15 protein-coding genes are annotated in these 16,758 nt (G+C 71.4%); 7 read left to right on the plus strand and 8 right to left on the minus strand.

Annotation, left to right across the window (positions count from 1 at the left end):
* Positions 1-76: 76 nt before the first annotated feature.
* Entirely contained in the window at positions 77-769 is a 693-nt protein-coding gene (locus tag AC0VX6_RS05870; protein ID WP_475467627.1) for a haloacid dehalogenase type II, read from the plus strand.
* Positions 770-1,264: 495 nt separating this feature from the next.
* Positions 1,265-1,642: a VOC family protein gene (locus tag AC0VX6_RS05875; protein ID WP_013151502.1), complete on the plus strand. Its 378-nt coding sequence runs from the start codon at positions 1,265-1,267 to the stop codon at positions 1,640-1,642.
* A 248-nt stretch (positions 1,643-1,890) separates the two neighbouring features.
* On the opposite strand, the gene AC0VX6_RS05880 is transcribed toward AC0VX6_RS05875, so the two are convergent.
* Positions 1,891-2,823, minus strand: a complete 933-nt coding sequence (locus AC0VX6_RS05880) for a zinc-binding dehydrogenase (RefSeq protein WP_475467629.1) — start codon at positions 2,821-2,823, stop codon at positions 1,891-1,893.
* A 148-nt stretch (positions 2,824-2,971) separates the two neighbouring features.
* Between AC0VX6_RS05880 and AC0VX6_RS05885 the strand changes: the two genes are divergently transcribed.
* From AC0VX6_RS05885 to AC0VX6_RS05900, 4 genes are all read left to right on the plus strand, one after another.
* A complete protein-coding gene (locus AC0VX6_RS05885) occupies positions 2,972-3,613 on the plus strand; it encodes a TetR/AcrR family transcriptional regulator (protein ID WP_274976528.1) in 642 nt (213 codons plus the stop codon).
* A 79-nt stretch (positions 3,614-3,692) separates the two neighbouring features.
* Positions 3,693-4,784 (plus strand): Gfo/Idh/MocA family oxidoreductase, encoded by a 1,092-nt coding sequence (locus AC0VX6_RS05890; protein ID WP_475467632.1) that lies wholly within the window; start codon positions 3,693-3,695, stop codon positions 4,782-4,784.
* 158 nt (positions 4,785-4,942) lie between these two features.
* Entirely contained in the window at positions 4,943-6,310 is a 1,368-nt protein-coding gene (locus tag AC0VX6_RS05895) for a four-carbon acid sugar kinase family protein (protein ID WP_274976530.1), read from the plus strand.
* A 1,277-nt stretch (positions 6,311-7,587) separates the two neighbouring features.
* Complete coding sequence (locus AC0VX6_RS05900; RefSeq protein WP_475467634.1) at positions 7,588-8,313, plus strand: Atu4866 domain-containing protein; 726 nt, start codon at positions 7,588-7,590, stop codon at positions 8,311-8,313.
* A 95-nt stretch (positions 8,314-8,408) separates the two neighbouring features.
* Here AC0VX6_RS05900 and AC0VX6_RS05905 read toward each other — a convergent pair whose 3' ends face one another.
* Positions 8,409-9,638, minus strand: a complete 1,230-nt coding sequence (locus tag AC0VX6_RS05905; RefSeq protein WP_475467636.1) for a serine hydrolase domain-containing protein — start codon at positions 9,636-9,638, stop codon at positions 8,409-8,411.
* A gap of 44 nt (positions 9,639-9,682) precedes the next feature.
* The gene (locus AC0VX6_RS05910) at positions 9,683-10,348 is read right to left on the minus strand and encodes a DUF4097 family beta strand repeat-containing protein (RefSeq protein WP_475467637.1); all 666 of its coding nucleotides are present in this window, start codon (positions 10,346-10,348) and stop codon (positions 9,683-9,685) included.
* A 244-nt stretch (positions 10,349-10,592) separates the two neighbouring features.
* Between AC0VX6_RS05910 and AC0VX6_RS05915 the strand changes: the two genes are divergently transcribed.
* Positions 10,593-11,348: a GbsR/MarR family transcriptional regulator gene (locus tag AC0VX6_RS05915; protein WP_475467639.1), complete on the plus strand. Its 756-nt coding sequence runs from the start codon at positions 10,593-10,595 to the stop codon at positions 11,346-11,348.
* A 206-nt stretch (positions 11,349-11,554) separates the two neighbouring features.
* On the opposite strand, the gene AC0VX6_RS05920 is transcribed toward AC0VX6_RS05915, so the two are convergent.
* From AC0VX6_RS05920 to AC0VX6_RS05940, 5 genes are all read right to left on the minus strand, one after another.
* Positions 11,555-12,454, minus strand: a complete 900-nt coding sequence (locus tag AC0VX6_RS05920) for an alpha/beta fold hydrolase (protein ID WP_274976535.1) — start codon at positions 12,452-12,454, stop codon at positions 11,555-11,557.
* Positions 12,455-12,545: 91 nt separating this feature from the next.
* Complete coding sequence (locus tag AC0VX6_RS05925; RefSeq protein WP_274976536.1) at positions 12,546-12,971, minus strand: DUF4873 domain-containing protein; 426 nt, start codon at positions 12,969-12,971, stop codon at positions 12,546-12,548.
* Complete coding sequence (locus AC0VX6_RS05930; protein WP_475467641.1) at positions 12,955-14,514, minus strand: flavin-containing monooxygenase; 1,560 nt, start codon at positions 14,512-14,514, stop codon at positions 12,955-12,957. The genes AC0VX6_RS05925 and AC0VX6_RS05930 overlap by 17 nt, the downstream gene beginning before the upstream one ends.
* Positions 14,515-14,882: 368 nt before the next feature.
* Positions 14,883-15,794, minus strand: coding sequence for an AurF N-oxygenase family protein (locus AC0VX6_RS05935; protein ID WP_274976538.1), 912 nt, complete (start codon positions 15,792-15,794; stop codon positions 14,883-14,885).
* Positions 15,795-15,808: 14 nt separating this feature from the next.
* The gene (locus AC0VX6_RS05940; protein ID WP_475467643.1) at positions 15,809-16,663 is read right to left on the minus strand and encodes an SDR family NAD(P)-dependent oxidoreductase; all 855 of its coding nucleotides are present in this window, start codon (positions 16,661-16,663) and stop codon (positions 15,809-15,811) included.
* Positions 16,664-16,758: the final 95 nt, after the last annotated feature.

Here is a 16,758-nt window from a genome sequence, read left to right on the forward strand (position 1 = left end):
GATCGCTGAACCCTCCTGCAACTGAGCCCCCACACATCCCGGGTGGCGCAGCGGAGGAACCTAGGGAGCGCTTCTCGTGACTTCACCCTCCGACATGGACGTGATCGTCTTCGACGTTCTCGGAACCATGGTCGACGAGCCCGGCGGTATCGGGCGCGGCATCCGAACACTGCTCCCGGACATCGACGACGCGAGGACGCGCGAGCTCGTCGAGGTGTGGAACAGGCATGTCGACGAGCAGCAGCAGGAGATCCTTGCGGGCCGCCGCCCCTACGCCAAAAGCACGGTGCTCAACCTCGAAGCGGCCACACGCGTCGCGGCCGGGGCCGACGTCGACGACGAGGACGCGATCCGCTCGCTGGCGGCCTCCGCACGGCGGTTGGCGCCGTGGCCGGACTCCGCCTCCGCGCTGGACCGGATCGCCTCGTACTTCCCGGTGGTCGGCCTGTCGAACGCCAGTCACCCGGCGCTCACACGCATCAGCGCGCACGCCGGGCTCCGCTGGCACCAGGTTCTCTCCGCCGAGGAGGCGCACAGCTACAAACCCCATCCCGACGTGTACCGGCTCGCGATCGCGAATGCGGACTGCCCGCCCGACCGCCTGCTCATGGTCGCCGCCCATGCCTGGGACCTCCGGGGCGCGCAGGCCCTGGGCATGAAGACCGCCTACGTCCAACGTCCCGTCGGGGATCCCCCGCTCGCGACGGACCGCTTCGACCTGGTCGTGAAGAGCCTCGACGAGCTGGCCATAAGCCTCAACGCGATCTGACGACCCGAGAACGCCGCCCCTGGATCCAACGCCGCCCCTGGAACCAAGGGTGTGGATTCCGGAGCCTGAGTTCTTGAATCGGAGGTCGAGGACCTGGAATCCGAAGCCTGGGATCGAGGGTCTGGGCTCCGGGTTCTGGGATCTCGAACCCGGAACCCAAGGGTCTGGGCTCCGGCGCCCGAAGCTCCGAACCGAGAGTCGAGTGTCCGGTCTCCCAAGCCTGGTGTCCCAAACCTGGATTCGAGGCTGTAGAAGCCGAAGCCTGGAACCTCGGACGGAGAGCCCGGAGAGCCCTGGAGAGCGGAGCCAGTGACCCGCGTCCGGCGGCCTGGCCCGGTCCTGTTCGGCCAGGTAGACCCGGTCGGGCAGTTCCCGGAAATTCCCTCGCTCCCGCTCGCCTCACCCGGTACGGTCTCGGAGTGCTGCCGCCGCGGAGTCCACGAGACCCGCGCCTGGCCACCCCGTCAGTTCCCACGAGGAGAGCAGGTTTCGTCCATGGCATGTCGTATCAGTGAGCTCGTGCTCTCCTGCCGCGACCCCGAGGTGCTGGCGCGGTTCTGGTGCGAGGTCCTGGACTTCGTCGTGCTCGACCGCGAGGAGGGCTGCATCGAGATCGGGCCGCGCGAGGGGTTCGGCGGCCTGCAGCCGACGATCATCCTCAGCCGCACCGAGGAGCCGGAGAGGGCGAAGCCCCGGCTGCACATCGACGTCAACGCCACCGACCGCGACCAGGACGCCGAACTCGAACGCCTTCTCGCCGCCGGGGCCGTGTTCGCTGACATCGGTCAGAGCGGGGAGGAGCCCTGGCACGTCCTCGCCGACCCCGAGGGCAACGAGTTCTGCCTGCTCAGGGCCCGCCTCGACCGGCTCTGACGGCCTCCGTGGGCACCGGCGGCCAGTCCGTCCCGTGGTCACGACCGGTAACGGCGCCCACTGCGCCTACCGCGCCCGCTGTGTCCACCGCGCGCACTGTGTCCACTGAGTCCACTGGGCCCACCGCGCATCGGCCGGGCCGGGCCGCCGGAGGCTCGCCCTCCTGACGCCTACCGCCGAGGTCATCGGGGAGAGCGCCCGGCGGTCGCCGTGTGCGCCGGACACGGGCGGCGGCACGCGGTGCGCCCTCACCCGGCGGTGAGCTCCAGAACGGCCTTGCCCCGCAGGCGGCGTTCGAGGAGGGCGGCCACGGCCTCGTCGGCCCGGTCCCACGAACCCCGCCAGGAGATCCCCGGATCGAGGTCCCCGGAGGCGACCCGACCGGCCAGCCAACCCAGGTCCCCGGCCGGAGCCACGCCGTCCTGGAGGTGGAAAGTGGTGATGGAGCGGCCGTGCCGCCCGTCGTCCACGAGGAACGCGTCGAGTGGGAAGTGCTCGGGCCGCCCGGTCACGTGTCCGACGGCCACCAGGGTTCCCCCGGTGTCCAGCCTGTCGAAGGCCGCGACCAGCTGAGGGCCTCCGACACAGTCCACGACCCCGTCGAACAGGTAGTCGGGTTCCCCGGGTTCCGACACCACCTCGTGGGCGCCCAGGCCGCGCAGCTCGGCGCCGTGGGTCCGGGGTTGGCCGGTGCAGGCGGTCACGTGCGCGCCGCCCATGCGGGCGAGTTGGACCGCGTACCGTCCCACGCCACCGGTGGCCCCGGTGACCAGGACCCTTCTGCCGAGGAGGAACCCCACTTCGCGCAGGGCGCGCAGAGCACTGGTGGCCGCCACCGGGACGGTGCTGAGGGCTCCGTGGTCCGCGCCCTCCGGGGCGGCCCCCAGGAAGGCCGTGTCGACGGCGCGCAGTTCGGCCCAGCCCCCCGCCATACCCAGGGTGACCACCGCGGTTCCGACGGCGGGGCCGGATCCGTCGGCGGCGGGGCGTTCCACGAATCCCGCGGCGTCCCACCCCGGCACGGTCCCGTCGGGCAGGCGGGAGACGGTGTCCACCTCGCCGAAGTTGAGCGAAGCGGCCGTGACGCGGACCAGTGCCTGGTGCGGGGCCGCAACCGGTTCGGGGGCCTCTCCGAGGCGCAGGTGGCGGGGTGCGGTGGGGTCGACGACCAGGGCGCGCATGTCAGGGCTCCTTCACGGGACGGGGTGGACGGGATCAGAATATGGCACTCAGGGGCGTTAGGCGTCAAGAGGCCAAAGCTCCCAAGGGGCTAAAGTAACCAAGGAGCTATGGGCGTCGAGTGGCGGTCCGTCTCGGTACACTGCGGCCATGGCCAGCATCCGTCCCAACGCCCCCTCCTCCGAGGAGTCCCTGCGCGAGCGCAAGAAGCGCCGCACCCGCCGGTCCCTGGTCGACACCGCGCTGGAGCGTTTCACCCGGGCGGGGTACGACCAGGTCACGCTGGACGAGGTCTGCGCGGCGGCGGAGGTCTCCAAGCGCACCTTCTTCCGCTACTTCGCGAGCAAGGAGGAACTGGCCGCGGCTCCGTTGCAGGACCTGTGGGAGGAGTTCCTGCGGGTGCTGGAGGAGAGGGGACCCGACGGCCGTCCCCTGGTGGAGACGGCCCGCGACGCGATCCTCGAAGCCGCGGAACACGTGGCCGACCCGGAGTGGACGCACGCTGCCCGGCTCAGCCTCGGCCTGGCCGGGAACACCCCGGCGATCAGCGCCCACAACCTCCAGTTCTGCGAGCGCACCACGGTCCGGGCCCTGGCCGTGCTGGGGGTCGGCGACCACGGCGACCCGCGCTCGCGGCTCGCCCTGGACATGGCCGCCTCCGCGGCCCGGCACGCGCTGGAAGGCTGGGCCGCCGCGCCGGGGACCCCCACGGTCCCCGACCTGCTCGCCCGGTACCGCCGGGCCTTCGACGCACTGCCCGGCGGCCTCACGGTGTCCGCCCCCGAGCGCTGACGGCGCCCGGATACCGCGAGGCGACGGCACGTGCCGCCCGTCACCAGCGGGCTGGGGCGCCACGCTCTAGATTGGTGGCATGGCTGACGCATCCGAGGCACAGAGCACACCCGAACACGACGGCCCCGAACTGCACGTCGCCCTCATCGGTTACGGCAAGGGCGGCGAGGTCTTCCACGCGCCGCTGATCGACGCGGTTCCGGGACTGCGCCTGTCCGCGGTGGTCACGGGCAACCCGGACCGCCGCCGGGCCGCCGAGGCGCGCTACCCCGGCGTCACCGTGTACCCGAACGTCGCCGAACTGTGGGCCGACGCCGAGCGTTACGAGATCGCGGTCGTCACCACGCCCAACGACACCCACGCCCCGCTCGCCCAGGCCGCCCTGGAGGCGGGCCTGGCGGTGGTGGTGGACAAGCCCTTCGCGCTCACCGCTCTCCAGGCCAGGGAGCTCGCCGACCTCGCGGACAAGCTGGGCCGGGTGCTCACCGTGTACCAGAACCGCCGCTGGGACGCCGACTTCCTCACCCTGTGGGGCCTCATCGAGGAGGGGAGTCTGGGCCGCGTGCACCGGTTCGAGTCGCGGTTCGAGCGCTGGCGTCCCCAGGTCAAGGGCACCTGGCGCGAGAGCGGCGGGGTCGAGGCCGGGGCCGGACTGCTCTACGACCTGGGCCCGCACCTGATCGACCAGGCGGTCAACCTGTTCGGCCCCGTCTCCTCTGTCTACGCCGAGATCGACGCCCGGCGCGAGGGCGTCAACGCCGACGACGACGTCTTCCTGGCCCTCGACCACGCCCGGGGCACGCGTTCCCACCTGTGGATGAGCGCGCTCACCGCCCAGGGCGGGCCGCGCTTCCGGGTGCTGGGGGACGAGGGGGCCTTCACCAGCCACGGCATGGACGGCCAGGAGGCCCGGCTGACGGCGGGGGAGCGGGCCGACGCCGCCGACTGGGGCGTGGTCCCCGAGGTGGACTGGGGCGTGCTCGGGGTGGACGGCCACACCCGGCCGGTGCCCAGCGCGCGCGGCGCCTACCCGGAGTTCTACGCCGGGGTGCGCGACGCGGTCGGCGAGGGCGAGCCCCTGCCGGTGGATCCGCACGAGGTGATCCACGGACTGGAGGTCATCGAGGCGGCCCGGCGCAGCGCCCGGACGCGGTCGGTGGTCGACGTCTGATTCCCGACTCCCCGGGGAGGCCCGGGGCGCCTCCGTGCTCGGGCCTCCTGGCGTTCTGGGAGGCCCGAGCGCTCCCCGGACCGCCCGCATGGGCCTATGTTGGAAGGACTCACCCCAGTTCGCCCCGGGGTTTCGCCGAACGCCGAAGGAGACGCGCCGTGGCCCAGGTCCTCGTGGTCGCCGACGAACTCACCGGTGCCAACGCCACCGGTGCCCGGTTCGCCCGTACCGGGATGCGTGTGGCCACGGTGACTCCCGAGCACGTGAGCCGGGTCGTGGGGGACTACGACGTGGTCGTGGCCAACCTGGACAGTCGCCATGTCCCTCCCGAGCACGCCGCCGACCTGGTCACGGACGTGGTCGAGGCCGTGTGGCCGGTGGGGCTGGTGGTCAAGCGGACCGACTCCACGCTGCGCGGTAACATCGGTGCCGAGCTGGAGGCCACCTACGACGCCGTGCGCGAGCGCGTGCCCGCCGGAACGCGGGTGCGGGTGCTGTTCGTTCCGGCCTTCCCGAGTTCGGGGCGCATCACCGAGGACGGGCTGCAGTTTCTCAACGGGTTGCCGCTGGAGCGCACCGAGCTGGCCGAGGACCCGCTGTGCCCGATGACCACCAGTTCCGTCGCCGACATCCTCGCCGCCCAGACCGACCTTCCGGTGCGCCACGTGCCCGTGCGGCAGGTAACCCAGACGATGCTCACCGCCGAACTGCTCGCCGGTGACGAGCCCGTGGTCGTGTGCGATGCGAGCACCGAGCAGCACCTGACCGACATCGCCGAGGCAGCGGCCGCCGCGCACCACGACACGGGGATCGTGTGGCTGGCGGCCGATCCCGGGCCCACGGGGGCGCTGCTGGCCTACGCGCTGCGGTTGAGAGGCCAGGCGGGTTCGCGCGGGCCGCTGCTGGGGGTGGTGGGCAGCACCACCGAGCTGACCCGGCGGCAGCTGGCCACCGTCGCGCGCACGGGCGCGGTGCGGTTCGTGGACCTGGACGCGGTGGAGTTCAGCGTGGGGGAGCGCGCGGACGAGGTCGCCGAGCGGACCGCGCGGGAGCTGTCCGAGCAGTTGACCTCGTCGGGTTTTCCGGAACTGTGCGTGCTGCGGGTGGTGACGCCCTCCGACAGGGTGCGCGAGCTGCCCGCCCAGGTCCGCGCGGAACTGCCCGGCCGGATCGCGCGGCTGGTGTCGGACGTGGTCAACGAGGTCGCGGACACCACGGGGGCGCACGCGCTGCCCAGCGGGCTGTACCTGACCGGCGGGGACCTGGTGGCGAGTCTGCTGGACGAGCTGGACGTGCACGCGTTCGACGTGGGGGGCGAGATCGTTCCGCTGACGGTGCACGGGCACCTGAGCGGGGGGCCGCTGGACGGAACGCCGGTGGTGGCCAAGGGAGGGCTGGTCGGGGACGACATCACCCTGGTCGAGTGCCTGACGAAGCTCCGCCGGGCGGTGCAGACCCGGTTGCACCAGGTGCACTCGGAGGTGTCGGAGCACGTGGTGCCGACGCTGCTGCGCGACACGGTCTGACTCGGTCCGTTTCCCAGCACACGGCGGCGGGGTCCTGGTGACGGAAGTGGTGGAAGGCCGTCACCAGGGTCCCGCGCTGTCGCCTGCGGTGCTTCTGGGGTGTTCCTGCCAGGGATTTCCGCCGAGGTGAGTGGCTGAAGAGCTGGTGGGGGCGGGAGAGGCGGACGCGGGGATGGTCCCGACCCCAGCGGGGCCGCCTGATGGTACACACCGTGCTCCCTTCGGAACCGGACCCGAAACCGCCACCTCGGGAACGTGAATGAGCCATGCGGACCCGCTATGAGGACGACCAGCCTGCCGATCCCTGAAAGAACGCCCGTTCCTGCCTTCGAAGTCATGCGACTGCTACTCCATCCGGCCGTCGCTTCAATGGCGGTGGGAATCCCGCCCATGTCGGCCTCTTCTCCCTCCGACCGAGCGTGCTTCGACGGGATGCGACCGGTTTCCGTGCGCCCTAGCAGTACTCCCGATGCGGAAAATACGCATGTATATCTTTATCTCGACTTGATGAGGTCGTCAGCTAGCCTGCCGAAGGCGGTCTTGGCACGAAGCGATCGGCGCAGATTCGATTCAGGGGACCTCGATCGCTGTCCTGTGAATTACCGGGAAGCGGGGCACGGAGGGCTCTCACTGTTCGATGGCGCATTTCTCTCGGTTGCACCGCCGCTGTCATTTCGTATAGCAGCAGAGTGAGGTTTTATGAAGTCGTGGCGCTCTCTTGCCGCCGCCGGTTTCGTGGCAGGCGCTGCCGCGATCGTCCTTCCGCTGACCGCGGGAACCGCGTCCGCCGCGGAGGACGATTGGAACGTAGTCGGCGGCGCGCCCGGAACGATGGACGAATGCGTCGTCGAGGCCAAGGAGTACCTGGCTGAGCCGTACGTGGACTACACCGAGTGGAAGTGCGAGACCAGTGACGGCTCCTGGACGCTCTTCGCGCGCTAGCCGCGCCGGTCCGTGAGCGGCCGCTCTCTCGTGAAAGCCTCTGCTGCGATACGCCCTCGCGGTAGAGGCTTCTCATTTCCTCCAGTATTTCCCGGGCACTCGCGCGGGGAGTGCCGCCGGTGTGGATCGTGGAGGCGTCCTCGCTGAACGTCACGCCGCGGATGCGCTGGCCGGAGTCCTCGACCGCGCAGTGGCCGCGGACCGGGGCGGCCAGCTCGGCGGGCGTGCAGCCAGGGTGTGCCGCACCCCGGTGGAACGCGGCCTGGTCACCCGGCCCTCCAGCACCGAGGGTGGAGAGCGTTCCCGAGACGCACACATCCCTTCGGAAGTGAGCCATGAGCACCGAGTTCTTCGACGAGGACCTGCTGGGGACCATCGCCGCCGAGCCGCACCGCCCGCTGCTGTTCGTCAACGCCGCCGTGTACACGTTCGACCCGCTGATCGGCGGCCTGACCGGCGCAGACCTTCTCCTGGACGGGAAGGAGATCGCCGGGGTCGGCACCGGCCTGCACACGGCCGCCGAGGACGACGGCGCGGTCGTCGTGGACTGCACGGGGCTGACCGTCGTCCCGGGCGTGGTCGAGAACGACACCGTCGCCGGACTGCGCAGGCGCCCCTCCGACCGGGTCGGCACGCTGGCCCCCGGAAACCCGGCGACCTTCGTCGTGATCGCGGGGCACCACCCCGGGGCCACCGCGTTGGAGCAGGTGATCTGGCGTCCTGAACGGGCCGCCGCGGTCGTCATCGACGGCGAGTTCGCCCTGTTCAACGGCCGACGCCTGGTCGAGCCGCGGACCGAGCGGTTCCCCGGACCGGCGCGGACACCGGCGGACAGTCCGTACCTGGGGATGTGGATCGACGAGACGGGCTTCATCCACCAGGAACCGACCGTCGACGGCCGCTACGACGAGACGCGCGGCGGACGCCCCCACGCCTACCAGGGGTCGTTCTGGATCGAGGGGGACCGCATCGTCTACCGCGACGACCTGGGCTTCTGGGCCTACGGCCGTTTCACCGACGATGTACTCCACCACGCGGGCTACGTCTTCCGCCGCCGGTGAGCGCGCCCGCCGGACACGGGCCTCCCCCCCGCAGGGCAGCGGGGAGAGGCCGTGTACCGCCCACCGGCGGGGCCGTCGCCGCGACGGCCCCGGCCTCAGTCGTCGATCGCCTGGTAGAGCGTGGTCCAGAAGTCGTGGATCAGCCGCGCCGAGTCCGGGACGGACATCCCAACCTGGGTGAGCACGATTCCGGTGAGCCGGTTCTCCGGGTCGGCGTAGGCCGAGGTACCGGCTCCGCCGTCCCAGCCGAACTGGCCGACCGGCGCGTAGTCACCGCGGTAGGTCCGCACCGCCATCCCGAAACCCCAGCCGCCGTGCTGTCCCTGGCCGAACGACACGTGGACGTTCTCGGTGGCCATGGCGTTCCGGGCGGCCTGCTGATCGGGTGTGAGGCGGTTGGTGGTCATCAGCTGGACGGCGGGCCGGGACAGGATCCGCTCGCTTCCGTGCATCCCCTGGTTCAGCAGCATCCGGAAGTAGGCGTGGTAGTCGTCCACGGTGGAGACCAGCCCGCCGCCACCGCCCTGGAACGCCGGAGGCCGGCTGTGCCTTCCCCCCTCAGCCGGGTCCCACACGTGGAACTCCCCGGTCCGCGGGTCGGGGGCGTACAGGGGCGGCAGCCTGTCCATCCCGTCGGCGGGCACGTGGAAACCGGTGTCCCTCATGCCCAGGGGCTCGAAGACGCGTTCGCGCAGGAACGCCTCGAACGACTGCCCGGTGACCCTGGAGACGAGCACGCCGAGCAGGTCGTTGCTGATGTGGTACTGCCACTGCTCGCCGGGCTGGTGCATCAGCGGAAGCGTGCCCAGGCGGCGCATCCACTCGTCCGGCTCGGGCATCGGCTCCGGCAGGTCGGGCGTGAGCCCCTGCCCGAAGACGGCGTTCATGATCGGGGTGCCCAGCGCGCTCCGGTCGATGCCGAGCCCGAACGTGGAGGTCAGCACGTCCCGTACGGTGATCGGCCGCCGCGCCGGCACGGTGTCGTCCAGCGGGCCGTCGATCCGCCTCAGCACCTGTCGGTCGGCGAGTTCGGGCAGCCACCGCTCCACCAGGTCCTCCAGCCGCAGCCTGCACTCGTCGAGCAGGACCATCGCCGCCGCCATCGAGACCGGCTTGGACGTCGAGGCCATCCGGAAGATCGTGTCCCGGCGCATCGGCGCGCCGCCGTCGTGGCGCATCGTCCCGAGCGCTTCGACGTGCGTCTCACCGCCCCGGCTGACCAGGGTGACGAGTCCGGGAATCCTCCCGCTCTCGACGTGGCGTGCCAGCACGTCGCGCATTCTGTGCAGTCCCGCCCTGGAGAAGCGGCCGTTGTCGTTTTCCATCGTGGATCTCCGTGAGTCGTCAGGTGGTCGGGGGACACGGCTGTTCAGAGGCTGCGGGCGGTGATGTCGCCGTAGGAGGTGGTGGCGTGGATGTCGAGGGTGGTGGCTCCGTCGTTCTTGAGGGCGTTGTGGATGCGGCCGTAGGGGGTGCCCGCGTTCAGGGCGGCGGAGGTGCCGGGGGCGGCGCTGACGGTGATGTCGCCGGATTCGGTGCGCAGTTCGACGGTGCCGTGGGTGGCCCGGGTGATGTCGATGTCGCCCTTGTGGACGCTGATCCGGGCGGGGCCGTTCAGGTGGCCGATGGTGATGTCGCCGTCCAGGACGGTGAGGTGGGCGTTGGTGGTCTCGTCGAGCTTGACGGGGCCCTGGGCGGCTTCGACGGTGACGTTTCCGAGGCGGCCGACGCCGCGCAGTTCGGCGCTGGCGGCCTTGGTCTGGAGGTGGGAGCCGGTGGGCAGCTGGATGGTGATCTCGATGGAGCCGGAGGGGCCGGAGGCCCGGTTCTCGGGGGTGGGGGCCTGGATGTGCAGGATGCCGTCGTCGTAGGTGACGGTGGTGTGCTGGGCGGCCCTGACGTCGCGGTTCTTGGCGGGGTCGGCGGGTTGGATCTGGACGGTGGTGTCGGTGCGGTCGGCGGCGATGAGCTGGATGCGTGCGGCGGGGATGTCCAGGACGGTGGTGATGGGGGCGGGGGTGGGGAGGGTGTGCATCGTGTTTCTCCTTCTCCTGCAGCGGCGCTGGCGCGGCCCGCTGTTTCTGATGTTGGAAAAGCTACGTTGCATTCATAGTTGTGGCAACAGCCAAGCTGCGAGCAATCCCCGTATTTACAGGTAATATCTGGGAAATTGTTGCAATGGTTCTAGATCTAATGCAACAGGCTGTGCCCCGAGCGTTGCAATGGATGGAAAGTGAACGCTAGGGTGGGCGCACCCAAGCACCCTGGAGGAGACCGCGATGCCCGGAGGCAGGCTCACCCAGCCCGAACGCCAACAGATCGAGCTGGGGTTGACCCGGGGCCTGGCCTACGCGCGGATCGCCAAGGACCTGGACCGCCCGACCTCGACCGTCACGCGCGAGGTGGCACGCAACGGCGGCCCCACGGGCTACCGCGCAGACCTGGCCCACCGCGCCACCCAGCACCGCACCCGCCGCCGCACCAAGGCCGCGACCCGTGCGGCACAGGCGCCCCCGCAGGCCTACGGACGCGACGCCGAGGCCGTGCGCGAGTACGAGGAGGCGTTCGCCGCCGTCTTCATGCAGTCGGGCCTGCCCAAGATGACGTCCCGGGTCCTGGTCTCCCTCTACACCACCGACACGGGCAGCCTCACCGCGGCCGAACTCGTCCAGCGCCTCCAGGTCAGCCCGGCCTCGGTCTCCAAGGCCATCACGTTCCTGGAGGGCCAGGGCCTGGTGCGCCGCGAACGCGACGAACGCCGCCGCGAGCGCTACGTCGTCGACGACGACGTCTGGTACCAGTCGATGCTGGCCAACGCCCGGGCCGAGGCCCACCTCGTCGAAGCCGCACGTCAGGGCGTCCAGGTGCTGGGGCCCGGGACCCCGGCCGCCGTGCGCCTGGAGAACATCGCCCGCTTCGTCGACTTCGTCCGCGAGAGCATCATCCGCGCCTCGGAGCAGGCCCGCGAGGTTCTGCACACCAAACCCGAGACCGTCCTGAACGCCACCGACGAGCCGTCCCCGGAACCCCGGTAGGCAGCCGCTTCGGCGGTCACGCCACGGGCGGCCACCTCCCCGGTCCGCCGCCCGGGAACACGCGATGAGCCCGGCGCACACGGGGACGCGGGTCCCGGGCCGCCCCGGTCCGCGCGGCCCGGCGTGCGTGTTCCCGCGCCTTCGGGGTCTTCGCACGCCAACGCCCCCGGCGGGGAAGCCGGGGGCGCGTGGGTGCGGAGCCGGGGTCAGGCGGCCCGTGTCCGCGGCTCCAGGTGCTCGGCGGCGAGCCCGTCCACCGCCTCGGCCAGGGCCTTCGGGTACTCCAGCGGTCCCATGTGGCCGGCGCCGGGGATCTCCCGCACCTCCCGGCAGTCCTTCAGCAGCGACGCGATGTGGTGCGCGTGCCAGGGCGGGGTCAGCTTGTCGTCGGTCCCCACCATCACCACCGCGGGCACCGAGATCTGCCGGGCGGTCTCCTCCGCCTCCAACGTGCAGATCACCCGTCCCCACGCGCCCCGGGACACACCACCGCACGCGTGGACCATCCTCATGCACAGCCGCACCATGCGCGGATCGGCCCTCCTGCCCATCACCATGGACTTCAGGACCGCCGTGGTGAGGGCGTTGCGCGGACCCAGCGGTACCGGGGCCCTGAGGAAGAGCTGCGCCCCCAGCGCGCCCAGCGGGCCGGGCAGCGGGATCGCGGTCGACCGCATCGGCAGTTCCCTGCACCCGGTGTTGGTGAGCAGCACCGCGGCGGCCCTCTCCCGGAACACCGTGTGCGCACCGGCCGACATGATGGTCATCCCGCCCATGCTGTGCCCGGCCACCACGGCCTTCCCGCCCTCGGGCACGGTCGCCTCCAGGACCGCGCACAGGTCCTCGGCCAGCTTCCGCGCGCCGTACCCCGCCCTGGTCAGCGGCGCCCGGGTGCGCCCGTGGCCGCGCTGGTCGTAGAGCACCACCCGCAGGGACGGGTCCAGTTCGCGCACCACCGGCCCCCACGAGGCGAGCGAGGTCGCCCAGCAGTGCGCGAGGACCACGGTCGGCCCGTCCTCCGGGCCGCGCACCTCGACGTGCAGCAGTGTGCCGTCGTCGGAGCGCGCCTGGAGTTCTCGGACCTGACCCACGTGTCGGGTTGCCATCGGGGATACCTCTCGCTTCGGGGGAAGGCCGCGCCGGAGCCGGAAGGGGCCGCTCCGGGTCGGCGCGGGCCCGGGGCGTGTGCGGACGCGTTCAGTCGTCGGACGCGTCGATGTCCACGTGGGGCACGGCGAAGGGCGGTGAACCGGCCCCGTTGACCGGATGGCCGCCCCACAGGTTGGGTTCGTCCAGAACCCCGGTGCCCTCGAAACCGTCGGGGGTGCGCACCACGACCGTACGCACGCCCTCGCGGAAGGCCTCGGTCACCTCCGGGCTGGGGGACAGCCGCCCCCGCCAACGGTAGTCACCGGTGAGGGGGGAGAAGTGGCCCGCCAGGTGGGCCTGGACCCGCACGGCGACGCCCTCGTCCGCCGCGACCCCGGCGTCTGCGGCACCTGCCGCACCCTTCGCGCCGGACGACGGCCCCGACGGCTCCGCCCGCCGCGCGCCGCCGGTCACGGGCAGCACGACCGTCACCGTGCCCCGGTACTCCTCCTCCCCGTCACCGAACCCGCTCATACCGCTTCCCTTCCGGAGCCGCTTCGGCGCGCACCGCGTGCCGCCGGGCGCCGCCGCGGGAGCGGTCCACCCGCAGGTCGTAGTTGTGGGGGTCGAACCAGCGCGTGCGCAGCGCGAACTCCCAGGTGAAGGTCGGCCACAGCGTGGTGTTGCGACCCTGGTCGTTGAGGTACCAGCTGTCGCAGCCGCCGGTCACCCAGACCGTGCCCTCCATGGCCCTGGCGACCATCTCGTTGTAGTCGTGCTGGGCCTTCGGGCGCACGTCCATGCGGTCCAGACCGTTGCGGCACAGGTACTTCAGCGCCTGCATCGTGTACCGGATCTGGGCCTCGATCATGAACAGCTGCGAGGTGTGCCCCAGTCCGGTGTTGGGCCCCGCCAGCACGAAGGCGTTGGGGAACCCGGCCACGGTGGTGCCGCGGAAGGCCTGCACGTCCGTGCCCCAGTGGTCGGAGAGCGAGCGCCCCTCGGCGTCGAAGATCCGCCGCGCCACGGGCGGGTCGCTCACGTGGAACCCGGTGCCGAGGATGATCGTGTCCACCTCGTGCTCGGTCTCGCGGCCCGAGGCGTCGCGGGTGACCACGGCGCGGGGGCGCACCTCCGCGATGCCGTCGGTGACCACGTCCACGTTGGGCCGGGCCAGCGCCGGATAGTAGTCGTTGGACATCAGGATGCGCTTGCAGCCCGCCCGGAAGTCCGGCGTGAGCTTGGCCCGCAGCCCGGGGTCCTTCACGCTGCGGCGGATGTTGGCCCGGCCCAGCCCCTCCACGACCGAGAGCAGTCTGGGGTTCTTGGCGAAACCGAGGATGTAGGTCTCCCGGCCCCAGTAGATGCTCTTGCGGGCGATCTGCTGGGTGAGCGGCACGTTGCGGTACAGCCAGCGCTCCAGCCGGGTGATGTCGCGGTCGTGCCGGAACATCACCCACGGGGCCGTGCGCTGGAACAGCGTCAGCCTCCCGGCCTGGGGCTGGATCCTGGGCACGAACTGGATCGCGGACGCCCCGGTGCCGATCACCGCGATCCTGCGGCCGGTGAGGTCGTGGTCGTGGTCCCAGTCCGCCGAGTGGAACATCGTCCCCTCGAAGGTGTCCAGGCCCTTGATGTCGGGATAGGAGGGGTCCGCGAGCGGTCCCGCCGCGCTGACGAGGAACTGGGCGGTGACGGTCCCCCGGCTGGTCTCGATCCGCCACCGGTTGCCCTCGAGCTCCCAGTGCGCGGACCTCATGTCGTGGTCGGTGCGGACGTGCTCCCGCACCCCGTACTCCCCGGCGACCCGCTCCATGTAGTCGTGGATCTCGGGTTGGGGGGAGAAGCTGCGGCTCCAGTGCGGGTTGGGCGCGAAGGAGAACGAGTACAGGTGGGAGGGGACGTCGCAGGCGGCGCCCGGGTAGGAGTTGTCGCGCCAGGTGCCGCCGACCCCGCCGGCGCGTTCCAGAACCACGAAGTCCTTCAGACCGGCCTGCTTGAGGCGGACGGCCATCCCGATCCCGGCGAAGCCGGAGCCGATGACGGCCACCCGGAAGTGGGGTGGTGCTTCGGTCACGTCTTGGTCCCTTCGTGCGGACCGGCCCGGACGTGTCGCCGTCCGGATCGGCGGGTGTGTCCCCCGGGGGCGCGGCGCGTTTCGCCCCCGGGGGAGTTGCCACCCCGTGAGGCGCGGCGTGTTCCGCCTCCGGGGAGAGGGCTCCCGGGGACGTGGCGCGTTTCGCCCCCCGGGAGGCGGGTCCACCGCCGGAGGACGCGGCGCGTCTCGTCCTCCGGCGATGGGGTCTGGGGCCCGCAGGCCGCGGTGCTTCCGGACCGGAGTCCGCGGCCTGCGGGTTCGGGGGCGGACGGGGAGCGGGCCCGTTCCCCCCGAGGGGACCCGGCTGCGGGGCGCCGACAGGAGAGGCGTCCGGAGCCGGGGAGGGGTCAGCCGAGCAGTCCGGCCCTCTTCCAGAAGTAGCGGCCCAGGCCGGTGATGGCGCCGGCGGTGTCCAGGGTGCTCACGACCTTGCGGGCGGCCCAGGTCTTGGTACCGATCCAGTGGGGGTTGTTCCGGGCGACCCGGGAGGCCTCGCGGGGGTCGAGTCCGACCTGCGCGTACACCTTGGGGTTGATCAGCCGGGTGGCCGAGTAGTAGGTGACCAGGCCGAGGATGATCCGGCTGTAGGCCCGGTTGAGCGGGCCGCGCGTGGCCCAGTCGCGCTGGAACTCCTCGCGGGCGTAGCGCATGTGCCGCGCCTCCTCCACCACGTGGATGCGCGAGACCGAGCGCACCAGCGGCAGGATCTGCTCGTCGGGCACCGCCTCGCGCTGGAGCTGGTCGAGGACCTCCTCGACGAACAGCGCCCCGGCGAAGATCAGCGGGCCGTGCGCGATGGTCTTGAAGAGGTTGCCGAGGTGGAAGGCGACGGGGTCGAGCTTGTGCGTCCGCCAGCCGAGCTTGCCCACCATCTTGGCGAACATCACGGTGTGGCGGCACTCGTCGGCGATCTCGGTGTAGGCGTACTGGACGTGGTTGGTGCTGGGGTCGTGGTGGTAGGCGTGGCGGACCAGCATCTGCATGAGGATGGTCTCGAACCAGATGCCGATGGTGGCGACGCTGGCGATCTCCAGCCGGGAGAGCTCCTTGCGCTGCTCCTCGGTGAGCCGGTCCCACAGGTAGGTGCCGTACAGCGACAGGCGCTCGGGGCGGATCGCCCACATGTCCTCGTCCACGGGGGCGTCCCAGTCGATCTCGACGAGCGGGTCGAAGGAGGCCTTGGCCGAGCCGCGCAGCAGGCGCTTGGCGATGTCCTCGCGGTCGGTGATCTTGGGCTTCGCGGTGATCTCAGCGGTCATCTGTTTGTTCCTCCTCAGGACGCGTCCGGCCGGACCAGGGGGTTGGCGTGCCGCGAGTGGAGTCCCCGGGCGATCTCCGCCTCCCCGAAGGCGCCGTCCGACAGGAGCAGGCCCACCTGGAGCGACACGATCTGTTCGGTGGTGCCGGGGAAGTGCCGGAACAGGTGGAGCCCGGCGGTGCCGAGCGCGGTGGAGGCGGTGTCGCGGCGGGCGTACCTGGCCCCGGCCGCGCGGACCACCGCCATGACGGTGTCGCGTTCGCTCTCGGCGGGGACGAGGCCGTCGAGGGCCACCCCGGTGGCCCGGGAGCTGTTGTGGATCGGGGTGTCGACGTAGCCGGGGTGGACGGTGGTGACGCCGATGTGCGAGCCGTACTCGGCGCGCAGGCAGTCGGCGTAGGCGGTCAGCGCCCTCTTGGAGACCGTGTAGGCCCCGGCGAAGGGCAGCGACAGGTTGGCCAGGAGCGAGGCGGTGATGAGGACGCGTCCCCTGCTGCGCAGCAGCGCGGGCATCGCGGCCGCGGTGACCCGCCAGGTGCCCAGCAGGTTGACCTCCAGCGCCTGGTGGACGTGGACGTCCGGGGCCCGGCCGATGTCCACGGCCGGTCCGACGCCCGCGTAGTGGATCAGCAGGTCCAGGCGGCCGTCGAGCCGGTCCAGGGCCTCGGCGACGCCCTCGCGCACCTGCGCGTCGTCGGTGATGTCGCAGCCGACGACTCCGGGGGCGGGCTTGCGGTCGATGCCGACCACGTTCACGCCGAGGTGGCGGAGGACGGCCGCCGTGGCACTGCCGAAAGCGCCGGAGGCACCGGTGACGAGGGCGTTCTGACCGGGCAGTCGTCGCAGGTGACGCGGCAGGGGGGTCCTCATGTGATCTCCTCCACAGTTCCTGCCGGAACGTTACAACGGGCATTGTCACAATGCAATGGGGTGGAACGGGAAATTTACTGACGAGTAAGGTTCGC

The sequence above is a fragment of the Nocardiopsis sp. iso_25 genome, from assembly GCF_056173305.1.